The 14084-nt window shown below is 57.6% G+C and carries 13 protein-coding genes; 6 read left to right on the top strand and 7 right to left on the bottom strand.

Going from position 1 to position 14084, the window contains the following annotated elements; all coding sequences use genetic code 11:
• Window positions 1-19: 19 nt before the first annotated feature.
• From JT51_RS01400 to JT51_RS01390, 3 genes are read left to right on the top strand one after another with little or no spacing between them, the layout of a single operon-like run.
• On the top strand, window positions 20-817 hold the full coding sequence (locus JT51_RS01400; RefSeq protein WP_037307035.1) for a hypothetical protein: 798 nt from the start codon (window positions 20-22) through the stop codon (window positions 815-817).
• Window positions 817-1212 (top strand): cell division protein ZapA, encoded by a 396-nt coding sequence (locus JT51_RS01395; protein WP_037307033.1) that lies wholly within the window; start codon window positions 817-819, stop codon window positions 1210-1212. Before JT51_RS01400 ends, JT51_RS01395 begins: the two co-directional genes overlap by 1 nt.
• A complete protein-coding gene (locus JT51_RS01390; RefSeq protein WP_037307031.1) occupies window positions 1209-1562 on the top strand; it encodes an MliC family protein in 354 nt (117 codons plus the stop codon). The genes JT51_RS01395 and JT51_RS01390 overlap by 4 nt, the downstream gene beginning before the upstream one ends.
• Here JT51_RS01390 and grxD read toward each other — a convergent pair whose 3' ends face one another.
• The 7 genes from grxD to JT51_RS01355 form a co-directional block, all read right to left on the bottom strand.
• Complete coding sequence (gene grxD / locus JT51_RS01385) at window positions 1563-1925, bottom strand: Grx4 family monothiol glutaredoxin (protein ID WP_037307029.1); 363 nt, start codon at window positions 1923-1925, stop codon at window positions 1563-1565.
• Window positions 1912-2202, bottom strand: a complete 291-nt coding sequence (locus JT51_RS01380; RefSeq protein WP_037307026.1) for a hypothetical protein — start codon at window positions 2200-2202, stop codon at window positions 1912-1914. Before JT51_RS01380 ends, grxD begins: the two co-directional genes overlap by 14 nt.
• Window positions 2199-2441 (bottom strand): hypothetical protein, encoded by a 243-nt coding sequence (locus tag JT51_RS01375; RefSeq protein ID WP_037307023.1) that lies wholly within the window; start codon window positions 2439-2441, stop codon window positions 2199-2201. Before JT51_RS01375 ends, JT51_RS01380 begins: the two co-directional genes overlap by 4 nt.
• A complete protein-coding gene (locus tag JT51_RS01370; RefSeq protein ID WP_037307022.1) occupies window positions 2438-2674 on the bottom strand; it encodes a BolA/IbaG family iron-sulfur metabolism protein in 237 nt (78 codons plus the stop codon). The genes JT51_RS01375 and JT51_RS01370 overlap by 4 nt, the downstream gene beginning before the upstream one ends.
• A 139-nt stretch (window positions 2675-2813) precedes the next feature.
• Window positions 2814-4973, bottom strand: coding sequence for a phosphoribosylformylglycinamidine synthase subunit PurL (gene purL, locus JT51_RS01365; protein WP_037307020.1), 2160 nt, complete (start codon window positions 4971-4973; stop codon window positions 2814-2816).
• A 212-nt stretch (window positions 4974-5185) separates the two neighbouring features.
• Window positions 5186-7453: a mechanosensitive ion channel family protein gene (locus JT51_RS01360; RefSeq protein ID WP_037307018.1), complete on the bottom strand. Its 2268-nt coding sequence runs from the start codon at window positions 7451-7453 to the stop codon at window positions 5186-5188.
• A 279-nt stretch (window positions 7454-7732) separates the two neighbouring features.
• Window positions 7733-8641 (bottom strand): LysR family transcriptional regulator, encoded by a 909-nt coding sequence (locus JT51_RS01355; RefSeq protein ID WP_037307016.1) that lies wholly within the window; start codon window positions 8639-8641, stop codon window positions 7733-7735.
• 169 nt (window positions 8642-8810) lie between these two features.
• Between JT51_RS01355 and JT51_RS01350 the strand changes: the two genes are divergently transcribed.
• The 3 genes from JT51_RS01350 to JT51_RS01340 all read left to right on the top strand — a co-directional run bounded on the left by JT51_RS01350 (window position 8811) and on the right by JT51_RS01340 (window position 14006).
• The gene (locus tag JT51_RS01350; RefSeq protein ID WP_037307014.1) at window positions 8811-12230 is read left to right on the top strand and encodes an indolepyruvate ferredoxin oxidoreductase family protein; all 3420 of its coding nucleotides are present in this window, start codon (window positions 8811-8813) and stop codon (window positions 12228-12230) included.
• Between the two features lie 79 nt (window positions 12231-12309).
• Window positions 12310-13188 (top strand): lysophospholipid acyltransferase family protein, encoded by an 879-nt coding sequence (locus JT51_RS01345; protein ID WP_037307012.1) that lies wholly within the window; start codon window positions 12310-12312, stop codon window positions 13186-13188.
• Window positions 13189-13196: 8 nt separating this feature from the next.
• Window positions 13197-14006: a glutamate racemase gene (locus JT51_RS01340; RefSeq protein ID WP_037307010.1), complete on the top strand. Its 810-nt coding sequence runs from the start codon at window positions 13197-13199 to the stop codon at window positions 14004-14006.
• Window positions 14007-14084: the final 78 nt, after the last annotated feature.

Below are 14084 nucleotides of genomic sequence, written 5' to 3'. Positions count from 1 at the left end.
GTAAAGAGGTGGCAGGGGCATGAGCCAGATCGAAGAATTACAGCGTCGTATCGTGGTAGCGATGGAGCGGATCGGAAGCGGCTTGGCTGCGTTGCCCGAGACGACATCACCAAGTGTGGGCGAAAACGACGTTCTGCGGACAGAGTTGGATGACGAGCGCGTGGCAAATGCGCAGCTGCATGAACGGTTGAAATCCCTAAAGGATCAACATGACCGCGAAGTCGACGCCATGCGCGCCGACATGGAAACTCTACGGGCGGCGCCGGTAGAAGATCCGGAAAACGGTGCTTTGCGCGAGCAGCTGGAAGAAGCGCAGGTAAGGCTTGCCTCGGTTGAGGCGGCGCGCGCTGAACTGGCGGCCGCCAAGGCCGCGCTGGAAAATCAGGATGAGCTTGAGGCGCTAAAGGCCGAAAATGCGCAGCTGAATTCTGCTGTTGCCGCCGCACAAGAGATTAAAGCCGAAAATGCCCGCCTGCGGTCTGAACTGGCCGATAGCGAGCGGGTGGCCGACCTGAGCGCCGAGTTGGAAATGTTGCGCGCAGAACGCAGCAGTCACGGGGCCGCAATGTCCCGTTTGGATGATGATCTGCAGAGAATGCGCAAAGCGAACGACCAACTGCGCAATTCAGTGGATGAATTGCGCGCAGCCGCTGAAGGTGGGGTGCCGGATGCCGAATTGCTCAATCGCGCCACAGTGGCTGAGCTTGAGGCAACGCGCGCAGCCCGGGCCACGGACGCCGCCGAGGCGCACGCTGTTCTGGCAAGGCTTGAACCCTTGCTGTCGCAGGCGAAATTGGCTGAGGGAGAGGTAGAGTGATGCCTGAAGTTACCATTCAAATCGGTGGACGTGGTTTTGAAGTCTCGTGCCAGGTAGGCGAAGAGCCGTTCCTGCAATCCGCAGCCAAGATGCTGGATGATGAGGCTCAGGTATTATCCGATCAGATTGGCCGCATGCCGGAATCGCGGATGCTGCTGATGGCCGGGCTGATGCTGGCGGATAAAACCGCTGGAACGGATGACAAGATCAAGGCGCTTGAGGCGAAACTGGCCGAGGTTGAGGCCGAATTGCTGACCCTCAGAAACATGCCGCAACCTGAACCGGAACGGATCGAGGTGGCCGTGGTGCCGCCTTCGGTGACTGATACCCTGGCGGAACTGGCCGCGCGGGCCGAGGCGTTAGCATCTGTGATCGAAGAAAGGTCTGCCGAATGAAAGCTTTGAAAAGGATCGCCTATGCTGCGGTGTTGGCGATGCCCGGAAGTCTGGCATGGGCGGAAATCGACATTCTGCCGGTTACCTTCACCTGTCAGAACGGCGTTCCCCTGCAAGTCGCCTATTTCAACGCCCCGGATGGATCAAGCGCGGCGGCGATGATGGTGGATAGTCAACTGGTCACTCTGCGCCAGGTCCAAAGTGGCTCGGGCATCCGCTATGAATCGGACGGAGGGGCAGGGACCTATATTTTGCGCTCCAAAGGCTGGGACGCGACGGTCAGCTTTCTGGCGACAAGTGCGGATGCCGCCAGTGAGCAGGTCATTCTGGAAAACTGCGTTAGCCGCTGATCAGGCGTTCGCTTCGCGGATCTTGTCGGCTGCATCTTTGTTGTAGCCGACACCGTTTTCGTCAAACAGCGTGTCCAACTCGCCCGACAGGGTCATTTCGGTGATGATGTCGCATCCGCCAACGAATTCGCCTTTGACATACAACTGTGGAACGGTCGGCCAGTCCGAATAATCCTTGATACCCTGACGGACACCTTCGTCGGCCAGCACGTTTACGTCGGAATATTCAACACCCATAAAATTCAGAACACCGGCCACGCGGGACGAGAACCCGCATTGCGGCATTTCCTTGGTGCCTTTCATGTACAGCACAACATCATTGGCTTTGACGGTTTCGTCGATCTGGGTCTTAACGTCGCTCATCTTGCTTATCCTCTTCAGCCGCATCTGCGGCGGTCGTTTCGTCAATCTGTTGGCCGGGTGTCCAGCCTTCTTCCATCAGGCGTCGGTGTTCGGCCTGCGCCATGGTCACCGGATCAAGCCCGTATCTTTCTATGCCGCCAACCTTGCTGAGCTTGTCCGGGTCAGGGCGCATGTCCGACAGTTTGCGCTTTCTGTTGCGTTTCACATAGGCTTCGATCAGCGCGGCGGCAACTATCAAAGCTGCGATTGCTGATATCCAAACCAGCCATGTACTCATTTCTTCGGAGCCATGGCTTTAGCATATTCCTGAGGGTCTCTGGTGATCCGGGAAACTGTTACGTGTCCGCCACCGCCACCCAATACGGTTCCGTGGTCAATCAGTTGTTCACCCTGACCAGGTTCCACGCCCCGAATTTTCTCAGACCGCTCATTTTTTATCACAGATCTGACAATAAAGACGCTGCCGAAGACTGCGATCAGTCCGCAAATGCCGTAAATCCAAATTGTCGTGCTCATTCAGGCACTTTCGTGGTCAAGGCCAGCGCGTGCAAATCCCCGTCTGGGCCGTCCATTTTACCTTTCAACGCGGCATAGACCGCACGTTGCTGCTGCACCCGGTTTTTTCCGCGAAAGCTTTCATCCACGACCATGGCGGACATATGCACGCCATCATGCCCGCCGACCTGAATCTCCGCATCGGGAAAGGCTTCGCGCAGCAGGTTTTCGATCTCGTGGGTGCTCATCGGCATGTAGGTTTCTCCTGAAGGTCTTTATCAAGATGTAGAGCGCCGGGACGGGGCGTGCAAGGGTGTGTTGGCGGCTTGAAAACAACAAAACCTGCGCCGGTGAGGGCGCAGGTTCCGTCGTTTCAATTCTGCAGGCGTTAGTTCAGGCGACGGCCTCGGCAAAGCTGCTGCGGAAGGTTGCGGCCAGTTCCGCCAGCGGGGCTTCGGAACCGCCGATGCGGACGCAGTCACCGGTGAACCGGCCAACCGACACCAGTGGAACACCGGTCTGACCAGCGGCGATCATCAGCGCCTCGGCTTGATCAAAGTTGCAGGCAACCAGATAACGCGCCTGATCTTCGCCAAACAGGAACTCGGTCGAGGCGTCATCCAGGCAAACGCCGACACCAGCCGCTTCGGCCAGCTCGAACGCCGCCAGCGCAAGGCCGCCATCGCCCAGATCGGTGCAGGCTTTGATCATCTCACGATTGGCGCGGATAAAATCACCGTTGCGCTTTTCGGCGTCCAGATCGACATGCGGGGCGTCACCGTCTTCGCGGTTGAACACCTCGGCCAGTAGGGCGGACTGACCCAGGTGACCGTGTGTATCACCGATAACCAGTGCAACATGGCCTTCGCGGACCTCGTTGCCGATGATCTCGTCCGTATGCTCTAACAGGCCCACGGCGCCAATGGTCGGCGTCGGCAGGATCGCCTGACCGTCAGTTTCATTGTAAAGCGACACATTGCCGGACACGATCGGCACGTCCAGCGCCGCGACGGCCTCGCCAATTCCCTGAATGGCACCGACGAATTGGCCCATGATCTCGGGCTTTTCGGGATTGCCGAAGTTCAGGTTGTCGGTCGTGGCCAGCGGTTTGGCACCGACAGCGATCAAGTTGCGATAGGCCTCGGCCACAGCCTGCTTACCGCCCTCAACAGGGTTTGCGCGCACATAGCGCGGGGTAACATCGCTGGTGAAGGCCAGCGCCTTGTCGGTTCCGTGGATGCGCACCATGCCCGCGCCCAGACCCGGCGTGCGGGCGGTGTCGGCCATGACCATCGTGTCGTATTGTTCGTAAACCCATTGCTTACCCGCATAATTGGGCGAGGCGAGCAGGGCGCGCAGACCGTCGATCGGATCGATTTGGGGAACTTCGGTCAGCTCCTCGGCTGCGGTTGTTGGCTCCCACGGGCGGTCGTATTCCGGTGCGGTCGATGACAGTTTGGACAGGACCAGATCGGCTTTGACCTCGCCGTTATGAACGATCAGGAAGCGGTCTTCGGCGATGGTTTCACCGACGATGGCGAAATCCAAATCCCATTTTTCGAACACGGCGCGGGCCTCAGCCTCAAGCTCGGGCTTGAGGACCATCAGCATACGTTCCTGAGATTCCGACAACATCATCTCATATGCGGTCATGTCATCTTCGCGCTGGGGGACGTTTTCCAGATCCAGACGCACGCCCAGACCACCCTTGTCGCCCATTTCAACGGCGGAACAGGTCAGGCCAGCAGCGCCCATGTCCTGGATCGAGATCACGGCACCGGTCTGCATCAGCTCAAGCGTCGCCTCCATCAGGCGCTTTTCGGTGAAGGGGTCACCGACCTGAACGGTGGGGCGCTTTTCTTCGATCGTGTCATCGAATTCGGCACTGGCCATGGTGGCACCGCCCACGCCATCACGGCCGGTTTTGGCGCCCAAATACACCACGGGCATACCGACGCCGGAAGCCGCCGAGTAGAAAATCTTGTCGCTGTCGGCCAGACCAGCCGCGAATGCGTTCACAAGGCAATTGCCGTTATAGGCGGGGTGAAAGCGGACTTCGCCACCCACGCAGGGCACGCCAAAGCAATTGCCATAGCCACCAATGCCTTCCACCACGCCGTTGACCAGCTGACGGGTTTTGTGATGCCCCGGCTCACCAAAGGACAGCGCGTTCATCGAGGCGATGGGGCGCGCGCCCATGGTGAAGACGTCGCGCAGGATGCCGCCCACGCCGGTTGCCGCACCCTGATAGGGTTCGATGTACGAGGGGTGATTGTGGCTTTCCATCTTGAACACCACCGCCTGTCCGTCGCCGATATCGACGACGCCCGCGTTCTCACCTGGGCCGCAGATGACCTGAGGGCCGGATGTGGGCAGGGTGCGCAACCATTTCTTCGAGGATTTGTAAGAGCAATGTTCGTTCCACATCGCTGAAAAGATGCCGAGTTCAGTAAATGTCGGGTCGCGTCCGATGATCCCCAGGATCATATCGTATTCGTCAGGCTTCAGCCCGTGCGCGGCAATCAAATCCGGTGTGATGGCTGGCTCTTGCATCCTGTATCAGTCCCCGAGATGGCAATGGTTGGCGCCTTTTAGGGTAAGGGGCCGCCGGGGGAAAGAGGAAACCGGAATTGTTGGCTTTGCGCCAGTGTTTCAACGGCAATTGTGGGATGCGTGCAAATCTGGTTTGCCTTTGGCACAGGAATTAAGTGAGCCCGTGCAAATTCCGGCACGCGACCCGAACAGGCCGCGCGCCGATTGTGGTTCTACTTTTTCAGATCTTCCTGCTGTTGCTGCACCTGCTGGGCAACTGCGTCGCCTGCGGCAGCGCCGATTGCAGCTTTGTGCTCCTCGCTCAGATGTTCGGTATCTTCCAGACCCGGGATCGCGACGCGTACCTCGCGGCGGGCAAAGTCGATGCCGTTTTCCTTGAACGAGGATTTCACGCGGTTGAAGATTTCCTTGCGCAGGGTGAACTGCTTGCCGGGTTTGGCCATGAATTTACCGCGAATGATCATGCCGACATCGTCAAAGTCAAAGACGCCCTGCGACTTGAACGGTTGCAGGAATCCGTCTTTGTGGATCTCATCCGCCATCATTTCAGCACCGATCTTCTTGAAGATTTTCTTTACCTTGTTCGGGTCAGTATCGAACGGCACGGTAAATTTTAGCTTCATGATGACCCAGTCGCGGCTGAAGTTCGTCAGCTTCTGAATCTCGCCATAGGGGATGGTGTGGACCGGCCCGCGATGGTGCCGCAACTGCATTGAGCGGATCGAGATCTTTTCGACCGTCCCCATCGTGCCGCCAACATCGACATATTCGCCAACGCGGAAAGCGTCATCAATCAGGAAGAAGACGCCGCCAACAATATCGGCCACCAGCTTTTGCGCGCCAAAACCAATTGCCAGACCAAGAACACCGGCACCGGCCAGCAACGGCGTGATATTGACGCCCAGTGCGCCCAGCGCAAGCAGAACAAAGATCACCGCAATCGTGACCTGAGCCGTAACGCGCAGCAGCGGCAGCACGGTTGCCAGGCGCGATCCGCCGGCACCGCCGCCTTCGCCAGCCTCTTCATCGGGGCTTTGTTCGGCCGAGGTTTGCTCCTTGGCCAAGCGACGGTTGATCCAAAGCGAGACACCTTCGTTCAGGATGTAGCCAATCGCGACAATGATGAAGAACTGAATGACCTTGCTGCCGGAATCCGTTCCGGCACCTGCGATTTCCTGCAGATCCAGATCCCAGGCGTTGGCGATCAGCAGGATTACCAGAATCCCTGCCAGAACGCGCCCGATGCGGATATAGCTGCGCTTGCTCGACTGATAGGCTTTTTCGGCCACAGCGCCACCCCCGATCATCGGTGGTTGCAGATGGCGCACCAGACCGCGGATCAAGGTATCAAGCGCCGGTGCGATCAGCAGCCAGAACATCGTGATGAAATGGGCACCATGCGCCAGCAGGGCGAAAATTCGCGGGTCTCGCTGCGAGGTCAAATATTCGACCAGCAACCACATACCAACCGTTACGCCAATCGCGAAATAGGGGTAAAGGCGTGCGGCTTCCTCATCAAAATGGGTGCGATCAGGGTCGGACCCAAGCATCATGTCCGACAGACCTTTGCGGGCGGTCCAAGCGATGATGCCGACATAGATGTGGATCGAGGTGTTCAGCCAAAAGCCCAACCGGGATTCGCCGGGCAGAACATCGTTCAGCGCGTTGAAGTCCAGTATGAACAGCGTGAAGCCGATCAGCAGGAACAATCCGATCAAGTTACGATGCAGGTATTTCGCCCAATGATCGTCCACATTGACCAGCCTCAGGCTGCTTTGGTTCGGGGCAATGACGAACCGCGAAACCGCAGCGCCCAAGCGCGGGAACCAGATCAAATAGAACACGAATGGCCCGGCCTGAGAAATCTGTTCGGGCGTTAGCAAATGACGACCGATGAACACCACGACATAGTAGAACACCAACAGCCCCAGAAACTCGCAGCAGAACCGTTTGAACAGAAACGTCACCGCGCCGCGCAAATCGGTCGAGGCATCGCCGTCGACGACTTTGATCCACCGCCTGGTCCACAGTCCCACAAGCTTTTCTGCGGCGAACCCAACGGCAAGGGCCAGGAAGGTATAGCCAATCATCGTGACGATTCCGCCAGCGCCGAAGGTGTTGCCGAAATTGGAAAACGCCTCGATCTGGGCCGTAATCAGCAGGGGGATTTTTCGGATCACATCCAGCCAGGACGCAACCATGCTGCTTGCCGTGTCAGAGGCGGACTGAATCAGACCTTTCTTGCCTGCTGTCACCTCGGCCTGTTTTTCGGCCACGGCATCCAGCCGGTCCAGCAAAATCGAGCGGACCTGATCGTCGGACATCCGGGCGACCAGATCGTCCACTTGTTCAGGCGTTAGATCATCGGGAATGCTGACCGTGGCTGATGTGCCGCTGGTGCTGCCGACCTGAGCAAGTACTGGTCCAGATAGCAGCACAACTGAAATCAACGCCATCAATAGGCGAATGGGGTGAAACATCGAATCTGTCCTCGAACGTAAGTCTTGATGATTTTTTCGTGATCATAGGCATAAGTGCCCGATTTTCCCAGATGTTTCCCGGCTTGGCGCGGAAATCCATTACCGTTGGCCAAAAAAAAGGCCGAGCATTAAGCTCGGCCATAGTCCAACAGGGAGGTATGAAGATGATGAGCGTTACAGCATCACCGCCTTCGAGAGGTCATTTAGGGATCAGTTTGAGCGCGATCAAGATGTTTCAGGCTGTTCGATGAACATGCCCGCTATGACAAAGGCGCATAGCTACAGTTTTCCCATCTGCTTCAATTGTTTACGCTGGGCGATGATTTCTTCCTGCACAAAGTCCCGGAACGCAGCAACACGTTTGGAATGGCGCAATTCCTCGGGGTAGGCGAGGTATACGGGGACATCTGCAATTTCGGTGTCGGACAGGATCGGTACAAGATGCGGGAAATCCTGTGTTACATAGTCCGGCAAGACGCCGATCCCGAGGTTGTGCAACACACCCTGAAGCACGCCAAAGTAATTGTTGACCGTCAGCAACGATCCGGGATTGTAGGTCATCAGATGCCGGACCATCGTCGCACTGGCACCGACCTGCGGCGCGGATGGGTTTTGGCAGATCAGCCGGTGTTTCGAAATATCTTCCAGCTTTTCGGGGCGTCCGTTTTCACCTTCCAGATATTCCTGCGTTGCATATAGCTGCATCTGCACTGTCATCAGCCGCTTGCGCACAAGGTCGGCCTGACTGGGCTCTTTCATGCGGATGGCCACGTCAGCCTCGCGCATGGGAAGGTCCAGAACGCGTTCTTCCAGCATCAGGTCGATGTTGAGATCGGGATATTGCTTGTACAGCTTCGGTAGACGGGGTGCCAGCCATAGGGTTCCAAAGCCGAAGGTCGTGGTGACACGCAGAACCCCGAACACTTCTTCTTCGCTGTCGCGAATGCGCGCAGAGGCGGCGTCCAGACGTTTGGACATGGCCGAGGTCGCGTCGAACAGAAGCTCTCCTTGTTCGGTCAGGATCAGGCCGCGGGCATGGCGGTGAAAGAGGATCGAATCAAGCGAATCCTCGAGCGCGCGAATTTGCCTGCTGACCGCAGATTGTGACAGGTTCAGCTTGTCGCCTGCATGGGTCAGGCTACCTGCATCTGCCACTGCGTGAAATATCCTAAGCTTGTCCCAATCCATCGCCGCAACTTTCGTTATCCCCGGGAATGCCTATATGAAATAGATAGGAACTTCCACATTCAAAGGTCGAAATCCTTATGTTTCAGTGGATAAACTCTATACAGGTCAGAAATTATGACCTAAAATACGATCGAATAAAGCACACTGATCTGACGAGGGGAGGCGTCTGATGAGTCAGCCACAAATATCGCTAAACGACCGGTTCGACCTTGAAAAGAACCCGGTTCTACTGAACGGAACGCAGGCATTGGTTCGTCTGATGCTGATGCAAAAAGCCCGGGACGCGCAGGCGGGTCTGAATACCGCAGGATTGGTGACCGGCTATCGCGGCTCACCCTTGGGCGCGGTCGATCAACAGATGATGCGGGCGCAAAAGCAACTGGCAGGCAGCGATGTCACCTTTCAATATGGCCTGAACGAAGATCTGGCGGCAACAGCCCTGTGGGGCAGCCAGCAGGCCGGATTGCGCGGAGATGGCCAGTTCGACGGTGTGTTCGGGCTTTGGTATGGCAAAGGACCTGGGGTGGACCGCTCTGGCGATGTGATGCGCCACGCAAATATGGCGGGCACGGCGCAGCATGGCGGTGTGCTTATGGCGATGGGCGACGATCATACTGGCGAAAGCTCTACTGTGCTGCATCAGTCCGAATGGTCGCTGGTCGATACATATATGCCAGTGGTCAGCCCGGCAGGTGTGCAGGAAATTCTGGATTATGGCATCTACGGCTTTGCACTCAGTCGGTTTGCCGGTGTCTGGGTCGGCCTGAAGACGATGAAGGACACGATCGAGGTTACGTCGGTTGTCGATGGCAGCCCTGATCGCATGAAGGTTGTCGTGCCTGACTTTGGCATGCCCGAAGGCGGGCTGAACATTCGGCTGGGCGATACCCCGCATCTGCAAGAGGCGCGGATCATCGACTATAAACGCTTCGCCGCCGAGACGTTTTCGCGGGCCAACAAGATGGACAGGCGCGTCTGGGGCAAGCCCGGGGCCAAGATCGGGTTTGTTGCGGCTGGCAAGAACTGGCTGGATCTGGCCCATGCGATGTCGCTGTTGAACATAGACGAAGCCGAGGCCGAGCGTCTGGGGATTACCACTTACAAGGTCGGCCAGACCTTCCCGCTGGACATGGCCGGATTCCACGACTGGGCCGAAGGGCTGGACCTGATCGTGATCGTCGAGGAAAAGCGCAAGCTGATCGAGGTTCAGGTCAAAGAGGCCATCTTTGATGACCGGCGTGGTCGCCGTGTGTACGGCTGGTACAAGGGCGGCGCAGGAACGTTGCACCGCGAGGAATTGTTCCCGACGCGCGGCGCGCTGGACCCGATCATGATTGCCGAAAAACTGGGTGATATCCTGATCGAAGAGGGCCGGGATACCGATGGCCTACGCGCTGGCCTTTCAAAATTGTCCGAAGCGCGCCGGGCTGACAATGCGCAGGAAATCGCAACGCGTTTGCCGTATTTCTGTTCCGGCTGTCCGCACAACAGTTCGACCAAAGTGCCCGATGGCAGCCGCGCTTATGCGGGCATTGGGTGCCATTACATGGTTCAGTGGATGGACCGGAACACCTCGGGCTTTACGCAAATGGGGGGCGAAGGGGCGAATTGGATCGGGGAAGAACCGTTTTCAACCACCACGCATGTGTTTCAAAACCTGGGTGACGGGACTTATAACCATTCCGGCGTTCAGGCGATCCGGGCGGCCTTGTCTGCGGGCACGAACATTACCTTCAAAATCCTGTTCAACGACGCCGTTGCCATGACCGGCGGGCAGGGGAACGAAGGGGATCTGACCGCCGAACGGATTATTGCCGAGGTCAAGGCCATGGGCGTCAAGGACGTGGCCCTTGTGTATGACGAAAAAGAAGATGTGAACTTCAAGGCGCTGCCAGCGGGTGTCGAAACCCATGAACGCGCCGATCTGATGCAAGTGCAGGAGCAATTCCGCAAGATCGAAGGAACCTCGGTCATTGTCTACGTCCAGACCTGCGCCGCCGAAAAGCGCCGTCGCCGCAAGCGCGGAGAGTTCCCGGACCCCGACAAGCGTGTCTTTATCAATACCGACATTTGCGAAGGGTGTGGCGATTGCGGTGTGCAGTCGAATTGCGTTTCGATCGTGCCCAAGGAAACCGAATTGGGCCGTAAACGTGCGATCGACCAGTCCAGTTGCAACAAAGACTTCTCGTGCCTCAGTGGATTTTGCCCGTCCTTCGTGACGCTTGAGGGCGCGAAAATTCGCAAAGAGGCGACAACCGAGATTGATCTGCCTGACCTGCCGTTGCCCCAGCTGCCCGCCATCAAGGGAACCCATAACGTGGTGATCACCGGCATAGGCGGAACCGGCGTTGTGACCCTGGGGGCCGTGCTGGCACAGGCCGCCCAGATCGACGGCAAGGGCGCCGGGATGATGGAGATGGCCGGGCTGGCCCAAAAGGGCGGGGCCGTGCATATTCATTGTCGTCTGGCCAACCGGCCCGAAGACATCAGCGCCATTCGTGTCGCCACGGGCGAGGCACATGCGTTGATCGGTGGGGATCTGGTTGTCTCTGCCGGGGCCAAGACGCTGGGCCTGACGCGTGCGGGGCAAACCGGTGCCGTCGTGAACAGCCACGAAACCGTCACCGGCGATTTCACACGCGACACAGAATTCCAGATACCGGGCGACCGGCTGGAGCTGGCCTTGCAGGCGCGTTTGAAACAGGATGTGTCCCTGTTTGATGCCACTGATTTGGCGCGGGCGGTCATGGGGGATTCGATATATTCAAACATGATGATCTTTGGCGCGGCATGGCAGCGTGGTTTGCTGCCGATCAGCCATTCGGCAGTTCTGAAGGCGATTGAACTGAACGGAACCGCTGTTGAGCGGAACAAGCGCGCCTTTGATATTGGCCGTTGGGCGGTTCTGCACCCCGATGAAGTCGCCGCAATACTGACGCCCAAGGTTGCCGAGCTGCCCAAAACGCTGGATCAGTTGATCGAATATCGGGCAGGGCACCTGACCGAATACCAAAGCAGCCGTTTGGCCAAACGATACCGCAAGCTGGTCACAACCTTCGAAGACGAAGGCATCCGCGAGGCGGTGGCAAAAGGCTATCATAAGCTGTTGTCCTACAAGGATGAATACGAAGTTGCCCGCCTGCTGTTGAGCAGCCGCGAGAAGGCAGCGGCTGAGTTTGATGGGGACTTCAAGATGACCTTCCATCTGGCTCCACCAATGATGGGGGGCACAGGTACGGATGGGCGGCCGAAAAAGCGGACCTATGGCGAATGGATGCTGAAACCGCTGAAACTGCTGGCAAGACTGAAATCGCTGCGCGGCACCCCGTTGGATGTATTTGGGTACAGCGCCGAGCGGCGGTTGGAGCGCGCGTTGATCAAGCAATATGAAAAAGACCTCAGGGAAATCACCCCGTTGATATCCGTGCAAACACGGGACGCGGTGATCGCTTTGGCACGGTTACCACTGGATATTCGCGGGTTCGGGCCAGTGTTGCTGGCAAATGAGGCCAAGGCCGCGAAACGGCGTGAGGAACTGCTTGCAACCATACGTGACGGAGGGCCAGAGTTGCGCGCCGCGGCAGAATAAACTGTCACGGGCGTGTCACGATATCTAGTCAAGATTGCTACCCACACCTATCTTGCAGGCAGCAAATCCGGAGTCGCCCATGCCCTCGCGCCGCCATGTCGCACGTGACATTTCCTATGCGTATTCCGCCGAAACCAAAGGCGGGCGCATGGTGATTAAGTTGATGGAGAACACGACTGGACGCCTGCGTCTGATCAAACGTGCGGACGGCTATGAAAAAGAGGTCTCGAATGGCCGCGATTTCTGGTCGGTCATGGTCGAACGGTATGGGTTGTCGCTGGATGTTGCTGGCGGGTCGCTGGCTAATATTCCGCGCACCGGGCCGCTGATCCTGATCGCCAATCATCCTTATGGCATTCTGGATGGTCTGATGATGGGGCACATGTTGTCCCAGACACGCGGAGATTTCCGGATTTTGGCGCATCGCATTTTCCGCAAAGCCGAAGACCTGGATCGCATCGTTCTGCCGATCTCGTTTGATGAAACGAAAGAGGCGATGAAGCTGAACTTGGAGACACGGAAAACCGCGTTGAATTACCTGAGTGACGGCGGTGCAATCGGGATTTTCCCGGGCGGAACCGTCAGCACGGCGGTCAAGCCATTTGCCCATCCGATGGACCCGGGATGGCGTGGGTTTACGGCCCGGATGGTGGCCAAATCCAATGCCACTGTGGTGCCGGTGTTCTTTGATGGCCATACCTCGCGTCTGTTTCAAATTGCCAGCCATCTGCACAACACGTTGCGGATGGGTCTGTTGATCAAGGAATTCAAAAAGCGCGTTGATACGCCCGTCAAAGTGGTGATCGGAGAGCCCATAGGCCGCGACGTTCTGGACCCCTTGGGCAAGGATACGCGCAAGATGATGGATTTCCTGCGCAAAGCAACGTATGAGCTGTCTCCGAAGCCGTTGAAGTCCTATGACTACGGCTATGAATTCGAGGAACGGCATCGCGCCTAAAGGGGCAAATGGCAGTAGGCATCTTTGATTCTGGTTTGGGCGGTCTTACCGTTCTGGAGGCCGCGCAGAAACACCTGCCGGACGTGGATTTCCTGTACTTTGCCGACAGCGCACATGCGCCGTATGGCGTGCGCGACGCAGAGAACATCTATGATCTGACACGCAAAGCGGTGAACGACCTTTGGAACCGGGGTTGCGATCTGGTGATTCTGGCCTGCAATACGGCCAGCGCCGCAGCGCTACGCCGGATGCAGGAAGAGGGCGTACCGCAAGACAAACGTGTTCTCGGGGTCTTTGTCCCTTTGATCGAGGCACTGACTGAACGCCAGTGGGGCGACAACAGCCCCCCGCGCGAGGTTGCGGTCAAGCACGTTGCCCTGTTTGCGACGCCTGCGACCGTATCCAGCCGCGCGTTTCAGCGTGAGTTGGCCTTTCGCGCCATCGGTGTGGATGTCGAAGCACAAGCCTGCGGTGGCGTTGTCGACGCCATCGAGGACGGTGATTTGATCCTGGCCGAAGCGCTGGTGCGGTCCCATGTGGACGCTCTGAAACGCAAGATGCCCGAGCCGCAGGCGGCTATTTTGGGCTGCACCCATTACCCCTTGATGGTCGAAACCTTTCGCCGGGCACTTGGGCCGGATGTGCAGGTGTTCAGCCAGGGCGATCTGGTCGCCGAAAGCCTGAGAGATTACCTTCAGAGGCACCCAAACATGCTGGGCGAAGGTCAGGGTGGCTTTTTGACAAGTGGCAAACCCGAGTTTGTCAGTGACAGGGCGACTCAGTTTCTCCGACGACAAATCACGTTCCAGGCTGTCTGACTTAGGTCAAGGACAGCCGCTTTCCGATTCCGTAATCCAAAGACCGTCGCATCGGCGGTCGTGACATGTGACACAGTG

The organism is Ruegeria halocynthiae (assembly GCF_000743705.1).
Classification (GTDB): domain Bacteria; phylum Pseudomonadota; class Alphaproteobacteria; order Rhodobacterales; family Rhodobacteraceae; genus Ruegeria; species Ruegeria halocynthiae_B.
The sequence above is the reverse complement of the archived record's forward strand: the minus strand, read 5'-3'. Positions and strand labels throughout refer to the sequence as shown.